This is a genomic window from Microbispora sp. NPDC046933, assembly GCF_040644635.1.
Classification (GTDB): Bacteria; Actinomycetota; Actinomycetes; order Streptosporangiales; family Streptosporangiaceae; genus Microbispora.
In genome coordinates this window covers 89,197-110,773 of record NZ_JBEYWW010000008.1, presented here as the reverse complement: position 1 = coordinate 110,773, position 21,577 = coordinate 89,197, and the positions used below count along the sequence as shown (strand labels likewise).

The 21,577-nt window shown below is 71.4% G+C and carries 21 protein-coding genes and 1 pseudogene; 12 read left to right on the top strand and 10 right to left on the bottom strand.

Going from position 1 to position 21,577, the window contains the following annotated elements; translation table 11 throughout:
- Positions 1–2 precede the first annotated feature (2 nt).
- The 4 genes from rplI (at position 3) to ABZ857_RS13140 (ending at position 3,148) form a co-directional block, all read left to right on the top strand.
- Positions 3–449, top strand: a complete 447-nt coding sequence (gene rplI, locus ABZ857_RS13155; RefSeq protein ID WP_357042166.1) for a 50S ribosomal protein L9 — start codon at positions 3–5, stop codon at positions 447–449.
- A 178-nt stretch (positions 450–627) separates the two neighbouring features.
- The gene (locus tag ABZ857_RS13150; RefSeq protein WP_357042163.1) at positions 628–1,509 is read left to right on the top strand and encodes an ABC transporter substrate-binding protein; all 882 of its coding nucleotides are present in this window, start codon (positions 628–630) and stop codon (positions 1,507–1,509) included.
- Entirely contained in the window at positions 1,506–2,408 is a 903-nt protein-coding gene (locus ABZ857_RS13145) for an amino acid ABC transporter permease (RefSeq protein WP_357042160.1), read from the top strand. The genes ABZ857_RS13150 and ABZ857_RS13145 overlap by 4 nt, the downstream gene beginning before the upstream one ends.
- On the top strand, positions 2,405–3,148 hold the full coding sequence (locus ABZ857_RS13140) for an amino acid ABC transporter ATP-binding protein (RefSeq protein WP_193203931.1): 744 nt from the start codon (positions 2,405–2,407) through the stop codon (positions 3,146–3,148). Before ABZ857_RS13145 ends, ABZ857_RS13140 begins: the two co-directional genes overlap by 4 nt.
- 1 nt (position 3,149) lies before the next feature.
- Here ABZ857_RS13140 and ABZ857_RS13135 read toward each other — a convergent pair whose 3' ends face one another.
- The gene (locus ABZ857_RS13135; protein ID WP_357042157.1) at positions 3,150–4,472 is read right to left on the bottom strand and encodes an MATE family efflux transporter; all 1,323 of its coding nucleotides are present in this window, start codon (positions 4,470–4,472) and stop codon (positions 3,150–3,152) included.
- Positions 4,473–4,808: 336 nt separating this feature from the next.
- On the opposite strand from ABZ857_RS13135, the gene dnaB reads away from it, so the two are divergent.
- Complete coding sequence (gene dnaB / locus ABZ857_RS13130; RefSeq protein ID WP_357042553.1) at positions 4,809–7,367, top strand: replicative DNA helicase; 2,559 nt, start codon at positions 4,809–4,811, stop codon at positions 7,365–7,367.
- Positions 7,368–7,523: 156 nt separating this feature from the next.
- Here dnaB and ABZ857_RS13125 read toward each other — a convergent pair whose 3' ends face one another.
- Positions 7,524–7,949: an ester cyclase gene (locus tag ABZ857_RS13125; RefSeq protein WP_357042154.1), complete on the bottom strand. Its 426-nt coding sequence runs from the start codon at positions 7,947–7,949 to the stop codon at positions 7,524–7,526.
- Positions 7,950–8,022: 73 nt separating this feature from the next.
- On the opposite strand from ABZ857_RS13125, the gene ABZ857_RS13120 reads away from it, so the two are divergent.
- Positions 8,023–8,652: a TetR/AcrR family transcriptional regulator C-terminal domain-containing protein gene (locus ABZ857_RS13120; protein ID WP_357042151.1), complete on the top strand. Its 630-nt coding sequence runs from the start codon at positions 8,023–8,025 to the stop codon at positions 8,650–8,652.
- A gap of 280 nt (positions 8,653–8,932) precedes the next feature.
- Entirely contained in the window at positions 8,933–9,577 is a 645-nt protein-coding gene (locus ABZ857_RS13115; protein ID WP_357042148.1) for a response regulator transcription factor, read from the top strand.
- A 120-nt stretch (positions 9,578–9,697) separates the two neighbouring features.
- On the opposite strand, the gene ABZ857_RS13110 is transcribed toward ABZ857_RS13115, so the two are convergent.
- Entirely contained in the window at positions 9,698–10,270 is a 573-nt protein-coding gene (locus ABZ857_RS13110) for a PadR family transcriptional regulator (RefSeq protein WP_357042145.1), read from the bottom strand.
- A gap of 93 nt (positions 10,271–10,363) precedes the next feature.
- On the opposite strand from ABZ857_RS13110, the gene ABZ857_RS13105 reads away from it, so the two are divergent.
- Entirely contained in the window at positions 10,364–10,921 is a 558-nt protein-coding gene (locus ABZ857_RS13105; protein WP_357042142.1) for a hypothetical protein, read from the top strand.
- A gap of 14 nt (positions 10,922–10,935) precedes the next feature.
- Positions 10,936–12,243 (top strand): carotenoid oxygenase family protein, encoded by a 1,308-nt coding sequence (locus tag ABZ857_RS13100; RefSeq protein WP_357042139.1) that lies wholly within the window; start codon positions 10,936–10,938, stop codon positions 12,241–12,243.
- 194 nt (positions 12,244–12,437) lie between these two features.
- On the opposite strand, the pseudogene ABZ857_RS13095 reads toward ABZ857_RS13100, so the two are convergent.
- The 6 genes and pseudogenes from ABZ857_RS13095 to ABZ857_RS13070 all read right to left on the bottom strand — a co-directional run.
- Positions 12,438–12,925 (bottom strand): annotated as a pseudogene (locus tag ABZ857_RS13095) (peptidoglycan recognition family protein); the annotation flags it as partial.
- Between the two features lie 406 nt (positions 12,926–13,331).
- Complete coding sequence (locus ABZ857_RS13090) at positions 13,332–14,066, bottom strand: metallophosphoesterase (RefSeq protein ID WP_357042136.1); 735 nt, start codon at positions 14,064–14,066, stop codon at positions 13,332–13,334.
- Between the two features lie 220 nt (positions 14,067–14,286).
- Complete coding sequence (locus tag ABZ857_RS13085; RefSeq protein ID WP_357042134.1) at positions 14,287–14,751, bottom strand: SRPBCC family protein; 465 nt, start codon at positions 14,749–14,751, stop codon at positions 14,287–14,289.
- Positions 14,752–14,823: 72 nt separating this feature from the next.
- Positions 14,824–15,615 (bottom strand): helix-turn-helix transcriptional regulator, encoded by a 792-nt coding sequence (locus ABZ857_RS13080; protein ID WP_357042131.1) that lies wholly within the window; start codon positions 15,613–15,615, stop codon positions 14,824–14,826.
- Between the two features lie 78 nt (positions 15,616–15,693).
- Positions 15,694–16,443 (bottom strand): ABC transporter permease, encoded by a 750-nt coding sequence (locus tag ABZ857_RS13075; RefSeq protein ID WP_357042128.1) that lies wholly within the window; start codon positions 16,441–16,443, stop codon positions 15,694–15,696.
- A complete protein-coding gene (locus tag ABZ857_RS13070) occupies positions 16,440–17,321 on the bottom strand; it encodes an ABC transporter ATP-binding protein (RefSeq protein WP_357042125.1) in 882 nt (293 codons plus the stop codon). The genes ABZ857_RS13075 and ABZ857_RS13070 overlap by 4 nt, the downstream gene beginning before the upstream one ends.
- Positions 17,322–17,453: 132 nt before the next feature.
- Here ABZ857_RS13070 and ABZ857_RS13065 point away from each other — a divergent pair, with 132 nt between their 5' ends.
- From ABZ857_RS13065 to dnaN, 3 genes are all read left to right on the top strand, one after another.
- Positions 17,454–18,950: a sensor histidine kinase gene (locus ABZ857_RS13065; protein WP_357042122.1), complete on the top strand. Its 1,497-nt coding sequence runs from the start codon at positions 17,454–17,456 to the stop codon at positions 18,948–18,950.
- Positions 18,941–19,588: a response regulator transcription factor gene (locus ABZ857_RS13060; RefSeq protein WP_357042119.1), complete on the top strand. Its 648-nt coding sequence runs from the start codon at positions 18,941–18,943 to the stop codon at positions 19,586–19,588. The genes ABZ857_RS13065 and ABZ857_RS13060 overlap by 10 nt, the downstream gene beginning before the upstream one ends.
- A gap of 69 nt (positions 19,589–19,657) precedes the next feature.
- Complete coding sequence (gene dnaN, locus ABZ857_RS13055) at positions 19,658–20,749, top strand: DNA polymerase III subunit beta (RefSeq protein WP_357042115.1); 1,092 nt, start codon at positions 19,658–19,660, stop codon at positions 20,747–20,749.
- Positions 20,750–20,823: 74 nt separating this feature from the next.
- Here the strand turns inward: dnaN and ABZ857_RS13050 are convergent, their stop codons facing one another.
- Positions 20,824–21,513: a FadR/GntR family transcriptional regulator gene (locus tag ABZ857_RS13050; protein ID WP_357042111.1), complete on the bottom strand. Its 690-nt coding sequence runs from the start codon at positions 21,511–21,513 to the stop codon at positions 20,824–20,826.
- Positions 21,514–21,577: the final 64 nt, after the last annotated feature.

Genomic DNA, 21,577 nt, shown 5'->3' with positions numbered 1-21,577 from the left:
AAATGAAGCTCATCCTCACCACTGAGGTCTCCGGCCTCGGCGCTCCCGGCGACGTCGTCGAGGTCAAGGACGGCTACGGCCGCAACTACCTCATTCCCCGTGGCTTCGCCATCCGCTGGACCCGCGGCGCCGAGTCGCAGATCGCCTCGCTGAAGAAGGCGCGTGCCGCTCGCGAGATCCGCGACCTGGGCTCCGCCAAGGAGGTCGCCGGCCAGCTCGGCGCCCTCAAGGTGCGGCTCAAGACCCGCGCGGGCGAGTCGGGCCGGCTGTTCGGCTCGGTCACGACCGGCGACATCGCCGAGGCCGTCAAGGCCGCCGGCGGTCCGCAGCTCGACCGCCGTCGCATCGAGATCGGCAACGCGATCAAGAGCGTCGGCACCCACAAGGTGAGCGTCCGGCTGCACCCGGAGGTCGCCGCCACCCTCGACGTCGAGGTGGTCGCGGGCTGACACCCGTAGCAGTCCGTCGAGGGCCCTTCTCCGTCCGTCGGAGAGGGGCCCTTCGCCGTTCTTCCGACGCCGGCGACAAGCTGATTCCCTTCAGGTGAACAAGGGTTATACGAAACGCTAGTATCTTGCCGTCCGTTTTCGGCGGATTTCGTGGAAAGACCCCTCAACGGAGGCTGTGATGCGCCGTCCTACTCTCCTGCTGGCGTCCGGCGCCCTCGTGCTGGCGGCCGCCGCCTGCGCTCCGGCGAACGACACCTCCACCACCGCGAGTGCCGCCGCGAGCCCGGCCGGTTCCGCCGCCGCGAACGCGTGCGCGAAGGAGAGCCTGAAGCTCACCACCCCCGGCAAGCTCACGATCGGCACCGACAAGCCGGCGTACGAGCCGTGGTTCAAGAACGACGACCCCTCCAACGGCCAGGGGTTCGAGAGCGCGGTCGCCTACGCGGTGGCCGGGAAGATGGGCTTCACCAAGGACGAGGTCGCCTGGGCGGTCGTTCCGTTCGACTCGTCGTTCGCCCCCGGGCCCAAGCAGTTCGACTTCGACATCAACCAGATCTCCATCACCCCCAGCCGGGCCAAGGCCGTCGACTTCAGCCAGGGCTACTACACCGTCAAGCAGGGCGTGGTGGCCCTCGACGGCACGAAGTTCGCCTCCGCCACGAGCCTCGCCGAGCTCAAGGACGCCAAGATCGGCGTCCAGGCCGGCACGACAGCACTGGAGGCGGTGCGCTCGGTCATCCAGCCCAGCAACGACCCGAGCGTGTTCAACCAGCAGGTCGACGCGGTCAACGCGCTGAAGAACAAGCAGATCGACGCCATCGTCGTCGACCTGCCGACGGCCTTCTACGTCACCGCCGCCCAGGTGGAGAAGTCCAAAATCGTCGGCCAGTTCGCCGCGAACAGCGGCGAGCCGGAGGAGTTCGGCCTGCTGTTCCAGAAGGGCAGCCCGCTGGTGAGCTGCGTCGACAAGGCGCTCGGCGAGCTGAAGTCGTCCGGTGAGCTGGCGCAGATCGAGAGCCAGTGGCTGACCGCCGCCGCGGGCGCCCCGGAGCTGAAGTGACCGACGGGGAGGCCGCCGCGTCACCGGGGATGCCGGAGCACGCCGAGTCGCCCGTGTGGGTGAAGAGCGAGCGGCAGCGTCGCCGGGAGGCGGAGCTGCGTGCCCGCGGGCGGCGGTCGATCTCGGTCGCCACCGCGTCCACGATCGTCGTGGTGGTCGCCCTGATTGCCGGCATCACCTCATCGCCGGGGTGGCCGCGGGTCCAGGAGTTCTTCTTCAGCCCCAAGGCGTTCGTCGCCGCGCTGCCCGACGTGCTGCGCGGCTTCCTGCTGAACATCGAGATGTTCCTCATCGCCGAGGTGTTCATCCTGGTGGTGGGCCTCCTTGTCGCGCTGGTGCGCGGGCTGCGCGCGCCGGCGTTCTTCCCGCTGCGCGCGCTGGCCGTGCTCTACACCGACGTCTTCCGCGGCATCCCGACCATCCTGCTGATCTATCTGGTCGGGTTCGGCATTCCCGCGCTCCAGTTGCAGGGTGCGCCGAGCGACCCCGTCACGCTCGGCATCATCGCGCTCGTGCTGTCCTACGGGGCGTACGTCGCGGAGGTGTTCCGGGCGGGGATCGAGTCGGTGCACCCCAGTCAGCGGGCGGCGGCGCGGTCGCTGGCGCTGACGCAGGGGCAGACCATGCGCTACGTGGTGCTGCCGCAGGCCGTCCGCAGGGTGGTCCCGCCGCTGCTCAACGACTTCGTCTCGCTGCAGAAGGACACCGCGCTGGTCTCCGTGCTCGGCCCGCTGGAGGCGCTGCGGCAGGCGCAGATCCACAAGGACCTCGACTTCAACTTCACGCCCTACCTGGTCGCCGCGCTGCTGTTCATCCTGCTGACGTTGCCGCTGGCCCGGTTCACCGACCATCTCGCCGCGCGGGCCGCCCGGCGCCAGACGGGAGGCGGCACGGCATGAGTCTGCTGACGATCGAGGGCGTCTGGAAGCACTACCACGGGCAGAGCGTGCTGCGCGGGATAGACCTGGAGGTCGCCCCGCACGAGGTGGTCTGCCTGATCGGGGCGTCCGGCTCGGGCAAGTCGACGCTGCTGCGCTGCGTCAACCTGCTGGAGACGATCGACGACGGCGCGATCCACCTCGACGGCGTGGAGATCACCGACGTGCGGGCCGACGCGGACGACGTGCGCCGTCGCATCGGCATGGTGTTCCAGGCGTACAACCTGTTCCCGCACATGACCGTGCTCGACAACATCACGCTCGCGCCGCGCAAGGTGCACGGCGTGCGGCCGGAGGAGGCCGAGGCGCGGGCACGGGAGCTGCTCGACCGGTTCGGGCTGGCCGACAAGGCGGGGGAGTACCCCGACCGGCTGTCCGGCGGCCAGCAGCAGCGGGTCGCCGTGATCCGAGCGGTCGCGACCAACCCCCGCCTGCTCCTGCTCGACGAGGTCACCTCGGCGCTCGACCCCACGCTGGTCACCGAGGTTCTCGGGGTGATCCGCGAGCTCAAGGAGACCGGGATGACGATGATCCTGGCCACCCACGAGATGGGTTTCGCCCGCGACATCGCCGACACCGTGTGCTTCCTGGAGGGCGGCGTGCTGCTGGAGAGCGGCCCGCCCGAGCAGATCTTCAGCGCGCCGGAGCATCCACGCACTCAGGCGTTCCTTCAGCGCGTGCTGGAGGCCCGCCGCATGTGAGTCAGGCTGCCGTCCCGCCGGTGACCATCCAGGCGGTGCCGTACGCCCGGAGGGCGAGCGTGACGAGCCGGGCGGCCATCCAGGCGCCGAGCGCGAGCCACAGGGCGACCAGGGTGCCCGCGACGGCGGCGAACGGCAGGTAGGCCAGCGTCGTCCACAGCCCCGCCCAGGCGAGGTAGCGCTGGTCGCCTGCCCCGATGAGGACCCCGTCGAGCACGAACACGACACCCGCGACCGGCTGCAGGAGCGCGACCGGCCACAGCACGGCGAGCAGCTCGGCGGCCGCCTCGCCCCGCACGTCGAACAGGGCCGGCACCAGCGGGCGCGCGAGCAGGACGGCCGCACAGAACACGACGCCGCACCCGACGCCCCACATCACCATGCGCCTGGTGGCCGCCCGGGTGCCCGCGGTGTCGCCCCCGCCCAGCGCGCGGCCCGTGATGGCCTGCCCCGCGATCGCGATGGCGTCGAGGGCGAACGCGAGGAACGTCCAGATCCGGGCGGCGATCGTGTGCGCGCCGATCTGGTCGTCGCCCATCCGGGTGGCGATCGAGGTGGCGACGAGCAGCACGGCCTGCAGGCATGCCGTACGGACGACCAGGGCGAACCCGGCGGCGCCGGCGGCCCGCACCCCGGCGAGGTCGGGCAGCAGCGAGGCGCCGTGCGCGCGGGCGGTACGCACGACCAGCGCGAGGTAGGTCGCGGCGGCCAGGGACTGCGCGACGACCGTGCCCCAGGCCGACCCGGCGATCCCCCAGCCGAGGCCGAGCACGAACCAGATGTTGAGCAGCCCGTTCAGCGCGAACGACCCGACGGACACGGCCAGCGGCGTGCGGGTGTCCTGAAGGCCGCGCAGGACGCCGGTGCCGGCGAGAACCAGCAGCATCCCGGGGGTGCCGAGGAGGCTGATGCGCAGATAGGTGACGGCCTGCGCGGCGAGCTGGCCCGTGGCTCCGAACAGGTGTACGATAAACGGTGCAAGAGGCCAGCACGCCACGCTGACGGCCAGGCCGATGATCGCGGCCAGCCACAGGCCGTCCATCCCCTGGCGCATCGCCTGCCTGACGTCCCCCGCCCCCAGCCTCCGCGCGACGGCGGCCGTGGTGGCGTACGCGAGGAACACGCACAGCCCGACGAGAGCCGACAGGGCCGCGCTGGCCACGCCGAGAGCGCCGAGCGCAGGATCGGGGAGGTGGCCGACGATGACGGAGTCGGTGAGCAGGAAGAGCGGCTCGGCCACCAGTGCCCCGAACGCCGGGATCGCGAGCCTGAGGATCTCCCTGTCGTGGGCACGGCCGTGTCCCGTTCCGGAGGTAAGTGGCATAAGCCTATTTTGCGGCTTACGCAGCCATGCTCGATCGGTATCGCGAATCTCCCGTGACTTTCTTTCCTCCACAGGCCGTGGATATCGAAATCCCAGGTGGGAGCGGTCTTCCGCAGTGCGGTCACATCACTGTCCACAGGGTCGTCCCCAGGGTTTTCACATGTCACGGGAGCGGACTGCACACGTTGTCCACAGGGTTGTCCACTGGTCAAGTTGCCGCCCGGCCCTGAGGTTGGGGAGACTTGCGCACCGGGTTGGGGATGCTGTGACCGCTGGGCTGGGGGTGTGAGGGTGAGCGTGCTCGACTTCCCGGGGGGACCGGGAGGCTCTGAGTCGATGTTCGAGCGGACGCCGCCGCACAACATCGAGGCCGAGCAGTCGGTGCTGGGCGGCATGCTGCTGTCCAAGGATGCCATCGCCGACGTCATCGAGGTGCTGCGCGCCGACGACTTCTACCGGCCCGCCCACCAGATCGTCTTCGAGGTGATCACCGACCTGTACGGCCGGGGCGAGCCCGCCGACTCGGTGACCGTCTTCGACGAGTTGCAGAAGCGCGGCGAGGTCGCCCGGGTCGGCGGCGGCGCGTACCTGCACACGCTGACCGCGATCGTGCCCACCGCCGCGAACGCCGGCTACTACGCCAAGATCGTCCGGGAGCAGGCCGTCCTGCGCCGCCTCATCGAGGCCGGCACCCGCATCGTCTCCTACGGGTACGGCGGCCAGGGCGAGGAGGTCGACGACCTGGTCGACCGCGCGCAGGCCGAGATCTACAAGGTCACCGAGCGCCGCACGTCCGAGGACTACCTCCCGCTGTCGGAGATCATGCCGTCGGCGCTGGACGAGATCGAGGCCATCGGCAGCCGCGGCGGCCAGATGGTCGGCGTCCCGACCGGCTTCCAGGACCTCGACGCCCTGACCAACGGCCTCCACCCCGGGCAGATGATCGTCGTCGCCGCCCGCCCCGCGATCGGCAAGGCCCTCGCGCTCGACACGCCCCTGCCCACGCCCGACGGATGGACCACGATGGGGAAGGTGGAGGTCGGCGACTACCTGATCGGCGCGGATGGTAAGCCGACCCGCGTGGTGGCCGCCACCGAAGTGATGTACGACCGCCCGTGCTACGAGGTGGAGTTCAGCGACGGCACCGTGATCGTGGCTGACGCTCAGCACCAGTGGCTCACCGACACGCACGCGTCCCGCGAAGCGGCTCAGGCGGCCGCGTCCGGCTACAACGGGTGCCGGAATCAGAAGACGTTCGCTGAGGTGCGCACAACGGAGGAGATCGCCGCGACGCTGTGGTGCGACACCGCGGACAAGCGGCTCAATCACACTGTCGTCAACGCCCAGCCGTTGGACCTGCCCGATCGTGACCTGCTGGTCCCTCCGTACGCGCTGGGCGTCTGGCTCGGAGACGGCCACTCCGGCAGCGCGCGGTTCACCACGGGTGATCCGGAGATCGCCGACCATGTCGCCGCAGAAGGTCTCCGGGTGGAGCACCGCGGCGGGCTGATGTACGCGATGCTGCTGCCCGAGCCGGAGACGATCGCCGAACGACCGTGCATCGTGTGCGGAAAGCTGTTCACGCCCATGACCGCGCAGGTGCGCACCTGCGGCAGGGTATGCGGAGGCCGGTCGGGGAATTCCGAACACGGCCCCTCGCAGCCGCCCAGGTGCCCCGACTGCGGCGGCCCGTCCAGCGGGCTTCGCCAGTGCCAGAAGTGTCGCGACGACCACGGCACCATGAACGCCCGATTGAGGAAGCTGGGTGTGCTGGGCAACAAGCACATCCCGCGCGAATACCTGCGTGCGTCTGAGGCGCAGCGCAGGGCGCTCCTGGCCGGGCTGCTGGACACCGACGGCTACATCAGCGACGCCGGGACAGTCCGGTTCGCGGTCACGAACCGCCGCCTGGCAGAGGACGCCTGGGAACTGATCCTGAGCCTGGGATACAAAGCGACCTGGACGTCCGAGGCGGTGCCGGGACGCACCGAAGCCGGCTCAACCAGCTATGTGATCACGTTCACGCCATCCGACAAGGTCTTCCGGCTGGTCCGTAAGAACGCCCGTGTGAACACCAACACCCACACCAAGACGACGTACCGCAACATCGTCGACGTCCGTCCGGTTGCATCGGTGCCGGTGCGTTGCGTGGAGGTGGACAACGCCGATCACATGTACCTGGCGGGGCGGACATGGATCCCCACGCACAACTCGACTCTTGGCCTGGATTTCGCCCGATCCGCGGCGATCAAGCATGGGTTGACCACGGTCATCTTCTCGCTGGAGATGTCGCGCAACGAGATCACCATGCGCCTGCTGTCCGCCGAGGCGCGGGTGGCGCTGCACACGATGCGCTCGGGCCTGATGAGCGACGACGACTGGACGCGGATGGCCCGCCGGATGGGCGAGGTCGCCGAGGCGCCGCTGTTCATCGACGACTCGCCGAACATGTCGATGATGGAGATCCGGGCCAAGTGCCGCCGCCTCAAGCAGCGGCACGACCTGCGCTTCGTGATCGTCGACTATCTCCAGCTCATGAGCTCGCCCAAGAAGACCGAGAGCCGCCAGCAGGAGGTCTCGGAGCTGTCCCGGGCCCTGAAGCTGCTGGCCAAGGAGCTGGAGGTGCCGGTCATCGCGATCTCCCAGCTCAACCGTGGTCCCGAGCAGCGTACGGACAAGCGCCCACAGGTGTCAGACCTCCGCGAATCGGGCTCCATCGAGCAGGACGCCGACATGGTCATCCTGCTGCACCGGGAGGACGCGTACGAGCGGGAGTCGCCGCGCGCGGGTGAAGCCGACCTGATCGTGGCCAAGCACCGAAACGGCCCCACGGCCACGGTCACGGTGGCCTTCCAGGGCCACTACAGCCGCTTCGTGGACATGGCCACTCACTGACCGCTTGATCATTTGTAAGGGCCGCCGGGCCGACCTCGTGTTGCTCGACGGTGACCCGCTGGCGGACATCACCGCGACCAGGCGGATCACGGCGATCTGGTGTGGCGGGCACGCGTTCGACCGGGCGGCCGACGCGCTGAGAAGGCCCCGCAGAGGTCAGTCAACCTGAGGCCAGTCCCAGGCGAGCTGGAGGAACATGCCCAGGCGGTCGCTCACCGCGCGCATCTCGGAGATCTTCCCGTCCCGCAGGGTGAGGATGAAGATCGCCTCGACCGTGAACGAACGGTGGGTGGGCTCCGGCATGCGCGGGTGAGAGCCGGAGTTCACCCCCGACATCGTCAGCCGTACGGCCACCCGGTCGCCCTCGCCGATCATCTCCTCGACCTTCAGGTGGAACGGCTCGAACGCGTCGAGCTGCTGGGCGATGGCGTCGAACGCGGCGCCAGGCTCGTCCGGCTCCCCGTGGATCACCTTGTTGTGGTCGACGACGTCGTCGGCCATGTAGCGGCGCAGGTCGCCCAGTCTCCGGTCGTTGATGGCGTCGAACAGCCCTTGGACGACGGTCTTCGCGGCGGCGGTCATGATTGCCCCTTTCGTTTCTTACGGCGTAAGAGACGATATTCTTACGGCGTAAGAGACGTCAAGTGGAGGATCGATGCCGAGAGCGGGACTGTCCCGGGAGAAGGTGCTCGCCGCCGCGCTGGCCCTGGTCGACAGGGAGGGCATCGCGGCGCTGTCGATGCGCAAACTGGGCGCCGAGCTGGGCGTGGAGGCGATGACGCTCTACTACTACGTGCCGAACAAGGACGCCGTCCTGGACGGGCTCATCGACATGGCGGTCTCGCGGATCACGGTGGAGCCGGTGGGCCCGTGGAGGGAGTGGCTGCGCGCCTTCGCAGTCGCGATCCGGCGGGAGCTGCTCGCGCATCCCGCCCTGCTGCCGCTGGTCGCCACCCGGCCGGTGCTGGCGCCCGGCGGCCTGGCGGCCGTGGAGCGGATGGCGGCCGCGCTGCGGGCCGAGGGGTTCGGCGCGCTGGAGGGGCTCCAGCTCATCAACGCGGTGGCCACGTTCGTCGTCGGGCACACGCTGGCCGAGGCAGGGCGGACGCCGGGTCACGACGAGCCGGACGTCGCAGGTGTGATGGGAGGCCTGGACCCGGGGGAGCACCCCGTCCTGGTCGAGGCGCTGCGCGCCGGGCTCGGCACCCCCGAGGACCATCAGGAGCGCTTCGACCGTGCGCTCGACGCCCTGCTCCAGGGCCTGGCTCCCCGCACACCCCTCTAAATCACGCCGACTACGCGTACGCGCGGCGGCTGTGGTTTTCCCCACCCCTGAACGGCCACGCGCCTCATGGTGGGCATGTCCTGATCGTTCCTAGCCTCGGACGCGTGACGTAGTGGCGCCGGGAGCCGGGATCGCGATCGCGCCGAGCGCTGGAACCCGCCCTGGTCACCATCGGGGTACGTCAGGAAGGCAGCATGGTCATCGTGCGAGTGGAGGACGACGGCATGGGCGGAGCCGATGCCACCGGCGGCCGGCCGAGCGTGATCGAAACGGAGCTGCCGTGCGGGTGATGCTGGCCGAGGACTCGGCCCTGTTGCGCGAGGGCCTGGTGCGGCTGTTGAAGGAGGAAGGCCACGACGTCCTGGCGGCGGTGGGCGACGCCCACGCGCTCCTGGAGGCCGTGGACGGCGACAGACCCGACGCGGTGGTGGTCGACGTACGGATGCCGCCCACCCACACGGACGAGGGCCTGCGCGCCGCGCTGGAGATCCGGCGACGATGGCCGGAGGTCAAAGTGCTGGTGCTGTCGCAGTACGTCGAGAAGAAGTACGCCACCGAGCTGATGAGCGGCAGCATCGACGGGGTCGGCTATCTGCTCAAGGACCGCGTGGCCCAGGTCGGCGACTTCCTGGACGCGCTGGAGCGGGTGGGGGCGGGCGGGACGGCCTTCGACCCGGAGGTGGTGCGCCAGTTGCTCGCGCGCACCAGCCACGCCGACCCGCTGGCCCAGCTCACCGCCCGCGAGCGCCAGGTGCTGGAGCTCATGGCCCAGGGCCTGACCAACGCCTCGATCGCCCAATCCCTGCACGTGTCGCAGAGTGCGGTGGAAAAGCACGTCAACGCGCTGTTCGACAAGCTCGCGCTGTCGCACACCACCGGATACAGCCGCCGCGTCCTGGCCGTGCTGCGCTACCTCGGCTCCTGAGCCGCTGCCGCTTCCCCGAGGCGGAGGGGAGGCAGGTGGAGTCGGCGGGCGCGCATGGAGTTCCTCCAAGGGGCCGAGGGTGGCTCGGGTCGTCGGATGCCGCCGGGCCCCCGCAAGCTGTCACCCGGCTCCGGCCTGCCCGGCCTTCTCCTGCTCCAGTGTCTTCTCCTGTTCCAGTGCCGCCACCCGGCCGGCGGCCCACTCGGCCCAGTCGCGCTGCGCGGCGGTCAGGCGCAGGCCCCACTCCAGCGCGATGTCGCCGTACAGCCGCAGCGCGTCGTCGCCCTGGCTGGTCACGAACTCGCGGATGCCGCGGAGCTGGTCGTGCTCGTGGACGGCCCGCTCGGCCAGCCGCTCCAGGTAGCCGCGGGCGGCGACGGCGCCGACCTGGTCGAGGAAGAAGACCCGCAGCAGCATGTCGCTGCGCCGGCCCAGGTTGGGCGGCACCTCGACCAGCCAGTGACGCAGCTCCGCGTGCCCCTCCTCGGTGATCTCGTATTCCTTGCGCCCGCGCGGGCCCTCCGCCACGACTCGCACCAGGCCTTCCTTGGCCAGCCGGCCGAGCTCGGCGTAGAGCTGGCTCTGCGTGGCGGGCCAGACGTTCTCCAGGGACAGCTCGAAGGTCTTCAGCAGGTCGTATCCGCTGGCGGGCCCGGCCGACAGGAGGCCGAGCATGGCATGACGAAGGCTCATGGGTCCGATCGTACATTCCTGTGTTGACATGTCGCGAGTGGAGGTTCTACTTTCGACATGTCACTCATGGAATGTCGAATCTGAGGAACCCCCGTGCTCCGTTACGTCCTGACCTTTCTCCCCTGGATCGCCTTCGCCGTCCTCAGCACGAACGGTGAGGCCAGGTTCGGAGCCGCGGCCGCGCTCCTCGTCTCGCTCGTGCTGCTCGCCGTCGACCGCCGGGCGGGGCGCGGCTGGGACGAGATGGTCATCGAGCTCAGCTCGGGGGTCTTCTTCGCCGGTCTCACGCTCGCCGCGTTCACGGTCTCGCCGGCGCCCTTCGGCGAGTACGGCCCGGCCGTCTCGGTGGCGTGGCTGGCCCTCACCGCCTGGGGGTCGCTGGCCATCCGCAAGCCGTTCACACTGGGCATCGCCCGCCGGACGACCCCGGCCGAGGTGCAGGCGACCCCGCTGTTCTACCGCGTCAACGCCGTCATCACCGCCGTGTGGGCGGTGGGCTTCACCCTCAACGCGATCGGCCTCGCCCTGCTGCTCGCGTTCGCCCCGCACGCCACCGCAGCGATCATCGCGGTGAAGGTCTGCGGCTTCGCGCTCCCCGCCCTGTTCACCGTCCGCTACCCCCAGATCGTCCGCGCCCGCTACGCCGCCTGAAGGGAATCACCGACATGACCGCCTCCTACCTGACCGGCCGCCTCGCCCCCGTGCCCGACGAGATCGACGCGATCGACCTGCCGGTCGAGGGCTCGCTGCCGCCCGAACTCACCGGCCGCTACTTCCGCAACGGCCCCAACCCCCGGCCCGGGGAGGACGGCGGGCACTGGTTCGTCGGCCACGGCATGATCCACGGCATCCGGCTGCGCGACGGGCGGGCGGAGTGGTACCGCAACCGCTGGGTCCGCACCACCCGCTTCGCCAGCGCGCCGTACGTGCACGAGCGCGGCGTGGACCTCGCGGCCGTCCCCGCCAACACCCACGTGATCCGGCACGCCGACAAGATCCTCGCGCTCGTGGAGAACGGCCTGCCGTACGAGATGACGCCGGAGCTCGACACGGTCGGCGCCTGCGACTTCGGCGGGCGGCTGGCCACGGCGATGACCGCGCACCCCAAGGAGGACCCGATCACCGGGGAGCTGCACTTCTTCGGGTACGGCTGGGCCGCGCCCTACCTCACCTACCATCGCCTGTCGGCCGACGGCGAGCTGGTGGAGAGCCGGACGGTGGACGTGCCGGGGCCCACCATGGCCCACGACTTCGCGATCACCGAGCACCACGTGGTGTGGCTCGACCTGCCGGTCGTCTTCGATCTCGCCCTGGTCGGCCGCGGCATGCCGTACCGGTGGGACGACGCGTACGGCGCTCGGCTGGGCGTGATGAGCCGTGAGACCGGCGACGTGCGGTGGTTCGAGATCGACCCCTGCTACGTCTTCCACGTGGGCAACGCGAGCGAGGACGAGCACGGGCGCGTCGTCGTCGACGCGGTGCGCTACTCGCCGGGGGCGTTCTGCGGCTTCTGGCCGACCATCGGCGGCGCCGCCAACCCGGCCGCCCACACCGGGGGCGCGGCCCTGCACCGCTGGACGCTCGACCCGGCCACCGGCGCCGCCAAGGACGTGCCGCTCGACGACCTGGACGTCGAGTTCCCCACGATCAACGAGACGCGCACCGGCCTGACCAGCCGCTACATCTACGCGGTCAGCCAGGGCGCGATCGTGAAGTACGACACCGCGAACGGCACGAGCCGGGCGCACCAGACGGGCGAGCGCTCGCCGGGCGAGGCCGTGTTCGTCCCCGGTTCGGGTGCGAAGGCCGAGGACGAGGGCTGGCTGCTGTCGATCGCGGGCACCGAGCACGGCGCCGAGCTGCTCGTGCTCGACGCGTCGGACCTGGCCCAGGTGGCGTCCGTACGGCTGCCGCGCCGGGTGCCGGCGGGATTCCACGGCTCGTGGATCCCGGACGAGCTCCCGGACGCGTGAGCCGTACGGACGCTCATCGGGGGATCAGACCCTGGTGACGCGGACGGCGTCGGCCACGACGTAGCCCGTGCCGGAGGAAACGGGGTGCCGCCGCCGGTCACGTAGTTCATGTACGTCGTCCAGTTCCAGTAGGAGCCGGGGTCGGTGTGGGTGGCGCCCGGCACCTCGTTGTGGCCGATGATGTGCGCGCGGTCCTTCGGGATGCCGTACTTGTCGCATATGGCGCGGGTCAGCGCGGCCGAGGCGCGATACATGGCGTCGGTGAACCACGAGGCGTCGCTGATGTAGCCCTCGTGCTCGATCCCGATGGAGCGGGTGGCCAGTTGCCCGCGTGCCAGGCGACGTCCTTCTCCCGCACCGTCTGCGTGATCTCGCCGTTCGACGACTTGACCACGTAGTGCGCCGAGACCTGGGCGGCGGAGTTCTGGAACCAGGAGATCGTGCCGGCGTACGAGCCCTGGGTCACGTGGATGACCACCCGGTCGATGGCGTAGCTCGACGGGCGGCTCGAGGCGGTGTAGTTGGCGGAGCCGGCCGGCACCCACGCGGCGGGGCCGTAGTCGGTGCTGAGCGTCTCCACCGGTGAGTTCAGGTCGCGGACCTGCGCGTAGCCGCCGCGGTCCGCGGCGACCTCCCGCGGCAGCGCGTCGGCGTGGGCGCGCAGCAGGGCCGCGCCGCCCATGACGTTGGCCTCGGTGCCGGAGCGCAGCGTCTCGACCGGCAGCCCGGTCAGCTCGGTGGCCTTCTCCAGGGCGTGGACCGTGGGGTTGCTGACCAGGTGCATGACGCCGTAGCCGCCGCTCGTGCTCGGCTTGCCTCCGTGGTCGTCCAGGTGGGTCTCGGCGTAGGCCACGGCGACCAGCAGGTCGCGCGGCACGTCGTGCGCGGCGGCGGCGCGGTCGAACGCCGCGGGGAGCGGGACGGGCCCGGCCGCCGCGGCGGGCCGTACGGCGAGGCCGCAGAGGACGAGGAGGGCGGCGAGGGCGGAGGCGGCGAGTGCGGCTGGTCGGGCGAGGGGGAGACTCATACGGGGCTCCTCGCGCACCCTCCTGGCCACGATCACCCACAGGGGTCGGCGTCACGAAGGTCTAGGGCACAGGGCGGTAGTGCGTGGTGACCCGGCCGTCGTCGAGCACGTGCAGGGCGATGGCCGGCGGCAGGTCGTGGTCGACCGGAGGGCGCGCCGAGGTCTCGGACGGCAGCAGCGCGGTGCTCACCACTCCCGGCGCGACCAGCAGCGGCAGCCCGGCGAACGTCGTCGCCGCCGCCGTGTGGGCGTGCCCGGCCAGCACCGCGATGGCGTGCGGGTGGCGGCCCAGGACCTCCGCCAGCCCCTCCGGCCGCCCGAGCCGAATTTCGTCCACGTACGGGATGCCGAGCGGGACGGCGGGGTGGTGCATGCCGACGAAGGCCGGCACGCCGGGGGTGGCGGCGAGCACGGAGTCGAGCCAGGCCAGGGTGTCGTCGCTCAGCTCGCCGTCCGGGCGGCCGGGGATGCTGGAGTCGCACAGCGCGATCGTGGCGTGGTCGAGGTTGAGCGCCTGGTTGACCGGGTGGTCGCCGTCCTGCTCCAGCAGGACCTTGCGGAGGTTGCCGCGCGCGTCGTGGTTGCCCGGGCACAGCACGAGCGGCACGTCGTCACCGGCGATCAGCTCGCGGACGATCTCGTACTCCTCCACCGCGCCGTGGTCCGCCAGGTCGCCGGTCAGCACGATCGCGTCGGGCCGCAGCGACCGCGCGTGGGTGAGCGCGCGGGCGGCGCGCGAGGTGTTCCGCTCGCTTCCGTCGATGTGGATGTCGCTGACATGCGCCAGCACGAGCATGTGATACCTCCGGGGCGATGTGGGGAGCTCCAGCTTCTCACGCAGGGTGTGAGGTGCGTCTCGATGAGACCATGACAGGGGTTTGCCGCGGCCGGACACCGAGGTCACCGCCGAGGCCCGCACCGGTTCGCGGGGTCGCCGCCCTCGACCCGGCGCTCGCGACCGCGACGTACGCCGAGTCGCCCGGAGTCGCCGGAGTCGCCGGAGTCGCCGGAGTCGCTCACCAACCGCGCGTAGGCCGCCCGGACAGCCGTTCGGCGAGGATCCGGGCCCTGGCGAGCTGCACCTTCCGCGCCTGGCCCGCCGCGAATCCCATGACGAGCCACGGTGCGCTCAGGTCCAGCCGGTCGTCCACCCGCGTGCCGCCGGCCTCCGGGGACAGGTCGAAGCGGTAGCCCATCCGGACGCCGCCGGGGCTGCGCACCTGTCCCCGTACGGACAGTCTCTCGGCCAGGCGCTCGGTCAGCAGCGTGACCGCGATGGGGTTGTCGTACTTCAGGCCGAGGAAGCGGAACCGCTCGACCGAGGTGTAACGCACCACCCCCGGCTCGGACCGGTCGACGTCCCGCACGGCGACCACGAGCGGTGACAGGCCGATGTAACTCTCGGGCGTCGTGAGGTGCTCGAAGACCTCCTCCGGCGCGGCGTCCACGTGGAACGTGTTGGTCAGCACCCGTGCGGGCACCCCGGCCTCCTCCCCCTGATCATGATTGAGGGAATTGTGGCAGGGCCGTATCGCCGTGCGGACGCCGGATGATCACGAAGAGGTGTCGCGGAGGAAGGCCGCCGTCGCGGGATCGGCGGGGTAGAACGACTCGATGGCCAGCTCGGAGACCGTGATGTCGAGCGGGGTGCCGAAGGTCGCCACGATGCTGAAGAACGTCAGCTCCCGCCCGGCCCGCCGCACCCGCAGCGGCACGAGGATGTCCCCGGGGCCGGGCAGCTCCACCTCGGGTTCCGGCTGGTCGCAGGGGTAGTCGCGCAGCTCGGTGTACAGCTCGGTGAGCTGCGGGTCGGCGGTGAGCGTGATCTGCCGGCGCAGCCGTCCGAGCAGGTGTGCCCGCCACTCGCCCAGGTTCAGGATGTGCGGGGCGAGCCCTTCGGGGTGCAGGCTCGCCCGCAGCACGTTGCTCAGCAGGTCGGGGTCCACGCCCTCGGCCAGCAGCGCGATGCCCTCGTTGGCGTCGACGAGCTCCCAGGTGCGGTCCACCACCACAGCCGGATAGGGGTCGTGGGCCGACAGCAGCCGCCGGATCGCCTCGCACACCGCCGCCATCCCCGGCGAGTCGAGCGGCGACTCGGTGTAGACGGGGGCGTATCCGGCGGCCAGCAGCAGGTGGTTGCGCTCGCGGAGCGGAAGGTCCAGATGCTCGGAGAGGTGGAGCACCATGTCGCGGCTCGGCGTGGCCCGGCCGGTTTCCAGAAAGCTGATGTGCCGGGTGGAGATCTCGGCCTGGTTGGACAGTTCGAGCTGGCTCAGCCGCCGGTGCTCGCGCCACTGGCGCAGGAGCTCGCCGAACGGCCGCTGGTGAAGCATGGCGACGGTCACGTCCCCGACGCTATCCGGTCGCCGATCGGCCCGGCGATTACCCCGGAGGTAGGCGCCGGGCCCCTCGGGCCGCACCGACTACTCCCAGCGGAACAGCCGGGCCGCGGCGAGACCGGCGGCCAGCGCCCAGCCTGCCAGTACGGCGAGGTGGAGCGGCTGGGGGACGTGCCCGCCCAGCGTGTCCATCAGCCCCTGCCCGAAGGCGCCCGTGGGCGTGAAGTCGCTGATCCGCCCCAGGAGTTCGGGCATGGCGGGCCGGGGCAGCCACATCCCGGCGAGGAACAGCAGGGGGAACATGAGGGCCGAGCCCGCTCCCTGGACGACCCGGGCGTTCGGCGCCACGGCGGCCAGCAGCAGCCCGATGGCGAGCATGGTGAGCGTGCCGAGGACGAAGACCGCCGCGAACGCCCAGGGCGAACCGGGCAGCGGCACCCCGAGGATCAGGTGGCCCAGCACCAGCGTCAGCGTGGTGGCGACCACGGACACGACCACGTTGATCAGCAGTTGGGCCGCCAGCAGCGCGCCCGGCCGCACCGGCGTGGTGGACAGCCGCCGCAGCACGCCGCGTTCCCGGTAGATCACCAGGCTGCCCGGCAGCACGCTCAGCCCGAGCGTCACGATCGACAGCAGCACCATCATCGCCGTGAAGGGCGCGTCCACGAACCGCTGGCCGCCCAGCGACGGATCCGCGTCGCGGAAGCCGGGGATCGTCGTGCCCAGCGCCAGCAGCAGCCCCACCGGCAGCACGATCGCGAAGAACACCGCCATCGGCTCGCGGAGGAAGAGCCGGGCCTCCACGGCCGCGAGTTTTCCGAAGGCCTTCGTCATGACTCCTCCTGGGTGCCGGCGAGGGATTCGGCGGTGAGAACGAGGAACGCGTCGTCGAGGGTGGTGCGCTCCATGCGCAGGCCCCGCGTCCTGGACGGGGGCAGCACTGCGGCGACGGCGCTCAGCAGGTCGCCCGTGCCGGTGACGGTGACCTCCGAGCCGCTCGTGGTGACGGACGCCACCTCGGGCAGCGCCCGCAGGCCGTCGACGGGATCGTCGGTGTGGAAGACCAGGCGCTGCTCGCCGCCGGCGCGGGCGACCAGCCCGGCGGGGGTGTCGACCGCCCGCACACGCCCCCGGGAGACGACCGCGACCCGGTCGCACAGGCGCTCCACCTCCTCCATGAAGTGGGTCACGAGCAGGACGGTCACGCCGCGCTCCCTGATCCGGACGACCTGGTCCCACGTCTCGCGGCGGGCCCGCGGGTCGAGGCCGGTGGTGAGCTCGTCGAGTATCGCGACGCGCGGGCTTCCGACCAGCGCGAGCGCGACCGACAGCCGCTGGCGCTGCCCGCCCGACAGCTTGCCGAAGGGCGCGCGGAGGTCGAGCCCGGCCTCCTCGGCCAGGGCCCGCCAGCCGGCCGGGCGGGAGTAGAACGAGGCGTAGAGCGCCAGCGCCTCCCCGACCCGGATCTTGTCGGGCAGCGAGCACTCCTGGAGCTGCACGCCGACCTGTTCCTTCAGGTCCGCGTCCACGGTGACGGTGCCCGCGGTGGGCGTGCGCAGCCCGGCGACGCACTCGACCGTCGTCGTCTTGCCCGCCCCGTTGCGGCCCACGATGCCGAAGACCTCGCCCTCCTCCACGGAGAACGACACGTCCTCGACCGCGACCCGCGTTCCGTACGTCTTGCGGAGGTGGTTCACGGTGATGATTGCCATGCCGACGACGCTAGGAACCGGGCGGGCGGCCCGGAATGCGGCTGCGGACCCGGCGGGGGTGCACTTTTCCCCACCCCCATCGGGCGGCTCGGGCCACTGTGCCGGTCCGGCGGCAGCCTCCAGACTGAACCCATGACCTCGGCTCGCTCGGCCCTCACCGCCCTGGCACGGAGCACCGCCCTCGCCGGCCTCGCCCTGCTGGGCCTGGCCGCCGGCCTGGCGATGCTGGCGGCGGTGCTGCTCACCTTCGCGGTCGGCCTGGTGATCGTCTTTCCCCCGGCCGTACGGCTCGCGCGGGTCGTGACCCGGCTGCAACGCCGGCTGGCCGCGCGCTGGTCGGGCATACCGGTCGACGAGCCGTACCGGCCCGAGCCGCCCCCGCCGGTGCCGCAGCGCGACGGGTGGTACCGCGACGGCCGCACGCTGTACAAGCGGCCGACGATCCCGGCCTTCAACCTGCGGTGGCACTGGATGACGAAGGACCCGGCCACCTGGCGCGACTTCGCCTATCTGCTCGCCGCGCCGCTGACGAGCGGGCTCGTGGCCGCCGCGCCGCTGCTCGCGACCGCGTACGGCGTCGTCCGCCTGGTCGCGGGCGACCCGGTGGGCGCGGTGTGGATCCTGCTCGCGCTGATCGTCGTGCGCTGGTACGCGCCGTGGGCCGTGCGGCTTCACGGCCGGGTCGCCGCCGCGTTGCTGGGGCCCACCGAGAAGGCCAGGCTGGCCCAGCGGGTCAGCCGCCTCGACGCCGCCCGCACCGAGGCCGTCGACTCCCAGGCCGCCGAGCTGCGCCGGATCGAGCGCGACCTGCACGACGGCGCCCAGGCCCGTCTGGTGGCGATCGGCATGACCATCGGCGCGGCCGAGCAACTGCTGGAAAGCGACCCGCAGGCCGCCCGGGCGCTGCTCGGCAAGGCGAGGGAGGCCTCGGCGACCGCGCTGCAGGAGATCCGGCGACTGGTGCGCGGCATCCATCCCCCGGTGCTGGCCGAGCGCGGTCTCGGCGACGCCGTACGCGCCCTCGCCCTGGACAGCCCGCTGCGCACCCACGTCACGGTCGACCTGCCCGAGCGTGCCTCCGCGCCGCTGGAGTCCGCGGCGTACTTCGCGGTCAGCGAGCTGCTTGCCAACGCCGCCCGCCACGGCGACGCGACCGAGGCGTGGGTGGACGTGAGCACGCAGGGTCCGGCGCTGCGCGTGACGGTGACCGACGACGGCCACGGCGGCGCGGACCCCGAGCAGGGCACCGGCCTGCGCGGCATCGAGCGCAGGCTCGGAGCCTTCGACGGCGTCCTCGCGGTGAACAGCCCCGCGGGCGGCCCGACCACTGCCGTCATCGAGCTGCCCCGGGCGTTCCGGGTGCGGCCGGCGCCGACGACCCCGTGGCGCTACTTCGGCCGCCTGTGCTGGGGGCTGTGGCCGATCGCGCTGTTCCCGCAGGGGCTGGTCGCGATGGTGCTGAAGCTGGTGGGATCGCCGGTGAAGTCCTGGTTCCTCGGCCTGCACGTGCCCGAGCCCTTCCAGTGGCCGGTCATCGTGGGCATGATTGCGCTCGGCGGCGGCCTGCTGGCCGTCGCGCTGGCGACGACGGCGCGGACCAGGGAAGCGGAGGGCGGCGCGTGCGGGTAGTGCTGGCCGAAGACCTGCACCTGCTGCGAGAGGGCCTGGTCGCCCTGCTGCGCGCACACGGCTTCGAGGTGGTCGCGGCGGTCGAGTCCGGCCCGGAGTTGCTCGCCGCCCTGGTCGGCGAGCGTCCCGACGTGGCCGTCGTGGACGTGCGGCTCCCGCCGACCTTCACCGACGAGGGGCTGCAGGCCGCCCTGGCCGCGCGTCGGCGGATGCCCGGCCTGCCGGTCCTCGTGCTCTCCCAGCACGTCGAGCAGCTGTACGCCAGGGAGTTGCTGGCCGACGGGTCCGGCGGCGTGGGTTACCTGCTGAAGGACCGGGTGTTCAACGGCGAGCAGTTCGTCGACGCCGTACGCCGGGTCGCGGCCGGCGGGACGGCCATGGACCCCGAGGTGATCGCCCGGCTCCTGGCGAGCAACGCGCGCAACGAACCGCTCGGCCGGCTCACCCCCCGGGAGCGCGAGGTGCTCGAACTGATGGCCGAGGGCAGGTCGAACGCCGCGATCGGGCAGCGGCTGTTCCTCAGCGACAGCGCGGTGGGCAAGCACACGGCGAGCATCTTCACCAAGCTCGGCCTGGCGCCCTCGGACGACGACAACCGGCGCGTCCTCGCCGTGCTCGCCTTCCTCAACAGCAAGTAGGGTCCGCCGGGATTGTCGGTGCCGGGCGCTACTTTTGGGGTCGAGTCGTGGCGCAGGCAGGAGGTCGGGATGAAATTCCAGGTTAACCGCGACGTTCTGGCCGACGCGGTGGCGTGGGCGGCCCGGGTGCTGCCCGCCCGGCCCGCCGTGCCCGTCCTCGCGGGCCTGCTGCTGGAGGCGGGAGACGACCTGCGGATTTCCGCTTTCGACTACGACGTGTCGGCCCGTGCCGACGTCGAGGCCGACGTCGCCGAGCCGGGGCGGGTGCTGATCCCCGGGAAGGTCCTGGCCGAGATCACCCGGAGCCTGCCCGCCCGGCCCGTCGAGATCGTCAGAAGCGGGTCGGAAGTGGTGCTCACCTGCGGCAGCGCGGAGTTCGGGCTGATCACGATGCCGGACGAGGACTTCCCCGCGATGCCGCCGATGCCGCCGAAGGTCGGCGCCGTGGGCGGCGGCGCCTTCGCCACCGTGGTCGGGCAGGTGGCCGCCGCCGCGAGCCGAGACGACACGCTGCCCATGCTGACGGGCATCCGCGTGGACATCGAGGGCGTGCGGGTGTCGATGGCGGCCACCGACCGCTACCGCATCGCCGCCGGCGAGTTCCTGTGGCATCCGGAACGGCAGGACGCGCGGCACGGCGTGGTCGTGCCGGCGCGGGTGCTGGTCGAGGTGGCCCGATCGCTGCGCGGCGGCGAGGTGGCGATCGGCCTGGGCGACAACGTCGCGGGTTTCGAGAGTCAGGGGCGCACCACAACGGTGCGGCTGCTGGACGACCAGTTCATCGACTACCGGTCCCGGTTGACCGAGCAGTGGACGATCCACGCCGACGTGGCGGTGGGACCGTTCGTGGAGGCCGTCAGGCGCGTCGTGCTGGTCGCCGAGCGCAACGCCGCGGTCCGGCTGTCGTTCTCCCAGGGACAGGTGCTGATCCAGGCCGGGGGCGGCGACATCGGCAGGGGCGCGGAGGTCGTCGACGCCGAGCTGGAGGGTCCGGACATCCAGATCGCCTTCCAGCCCCACTTCCTGCTCGACGGGCTGGCGGGCGTCACGACCGAGCGGGCGCGCATCCACATGGACTCGCCGACCCGTCCCGCGCTGATCACCGACGAGGGTGAGGACCCCGGCTTCCGCTACCTCGTCATGTCCCTGCGGCTCGGCTGACTGTGCTCACCTGATGCTCACCTGATCGGGCCCCGCGGGTGCCGTTCGGACGGACCCGCCGGGCGGTTGGGGGCTCAGGAGGTGAGGCTGGCGGAGTCGGTGAGGGCGATGAGGATGTGCTCCATGCACGCATGACCGGCCCGCTCGGCCGCGGTGGCGTCGCCGGCGGCGATCGCGCGCACGATCGCGTCGTGGGGGATGTAGTTCTGCTCCAGGGAGCCGCCGGCCGCCGCGATGCTCGCCCGCAGCGCCGCGGAGAAGTCGACGTAGAGGTCGATCAGCACCCGGTTGTGCGTGGCCTCGACGACCGCCACGTGGAAGGCGAGGTCGGCCTCGACGAACGCCTCGGGGTCGCCGTCCGACCATGCCTTCTCGCGGGCGGCCAGCGCCGCTTCGATCGACGTGACGTCCTCGTCGGTCCGCCTCGTCGCCGCGAGCCGGGCCGCCTCGACCTCCAGGGCGCGCCGGACCTCCAGGATCTCCAGTTGCTCGGCCGCGCGCAGTCGCCTGGCCATCGCGCCCGACAGCTCGCTGGTGGCCCGCACGTACGTGCCGTCGCCCTGGCGGCACTCCAGCAGTCCGGCGTGGGTCAGCGCGCGGACCGCCTCCCGGACCGTGTTCCTGCCGACTCCGAGGTGCTCGGCGAGCACCGTCTCGGTGGGAATCTTGGCATTCATCTGCCAGGAGCCGGAGGTGATCTGCTCCTTGAGCTGGTCGATCACCTGATCCACGAGAGACGCCCGCTGCGCCGTCCGCAGGCTCACGTCAGCCTCCTTAGGGTTGCCAATCATCCGATGATGGAATGAGTGGTAGACCCTCATTATTCCA

What these genes read in the sequence shown, in the direction of transcription:
- ABZ857_RS13065 (WP_357042122.1), top strand. Translation starts at nt 17,454, where the DNA reads ATGACCTCGGCTCGCTCGGCCCTCACCGCCCTGGCACGGAGCACCGCC.
- rplI (WP_357042166.1), top strand. Translation starts at nt 3, where the DNA reads ATGAAGCTCATCCTCACCACTGAGGTCTCCGGCCTCGGCGCTCCCGGC.
- ABZ857_RS13110 (WP_357042145.1), bottom strand. Translation starts at nt 10,270, where the DNA reads ATGAGCCTTCGTCATGCCATGCTCGGCCTCCTGTCGGCCGGGCCCGCC.
- ABZ857_RS13090 (WP_357042136.1), bottom strand. Translation starts at nt 14,066, where the DNA reads ATGCTCGTGCTGGCGCATGTCAGCGACATCCACATCGACGGAAGCGAG.
- ABZ857_RS13075 (WP_357042128.1), bottom strand. Translation starts at nt 16,443, where the DNA reads ATGACGAAGGCCTTCGGAAAACTCGCGGCCGTGGAGGCCCGGCTCTTC.
- dnaN (WP_357042115.1), top strand. Translation starts at nt 19,658, where the DNA reads ATGAAATTCCAGGTTAACCGCGACGTTCTGGCCGACGCGGTGGCGTGG.
- ABZ857_RS13100 (WP_357042139.1), top strand. Translation starts at nt 10,936, where the DNA reads ATGACCGCCTCCTACCTGACCGGCCGCCTCGCCCCCGTGCCCGACGAG.
- dnaB (WP_357042553.1), top strand. Translation starts at nt 4,809, where the DNA reads ATGTTCGAGCGGACGCCGCCGCACAACATCGAGGCCGAGCAGTCGGTG.
- ABZ857_RS13125 (WP_357042154.1), bottom strand. Translation starts at nt 7,949, where the DNA reads ATGACCGCCGCCGCGAAGACCGTCGTCCAAGGGCTGTTCGACGCCATC.
- ABZ857_RS13135 (WP_357042157.1), bottom strand. Translation starts at nt 4,472, where the DNA reads ATGCCACTTACCTCCGGAACGGGACACGGCCGTGCCCACGACAGGGAG.
- ABZ857_RS13150 (WP_357042163.1), top strand. Translation starts at nt 628, where the DNA reads ATGCGCCGTCCTACTCTCCTGCTGGCGTCCGGCGCCCTCGTGCTGGCG.
- ABZ857_RS13070 (WP_357042125.1), bottom strand. Translation starts at nt 17,321, where the DNA reads ATGGCAATCATCACCGTGAACCACCTCCGCAAGACGTACGGAACGCGG.
- ABZ857_RS13140 (WP_193203931.1), top strand. Translation starts at nt 2,405, where the DNA reads ATGAGTCTGCTGACGATCGAGGGCGTCTGGAAGCACTACCACGGGCAG.
- ABZ857_RS13120 (WP_357042151.1), top strand. Translation starts at nt 8,023, where the DNA reads ATGCCGAGAGCGGGACTGTCCCGGGAGAAGGTGCTCGCCGCCGCGCTG.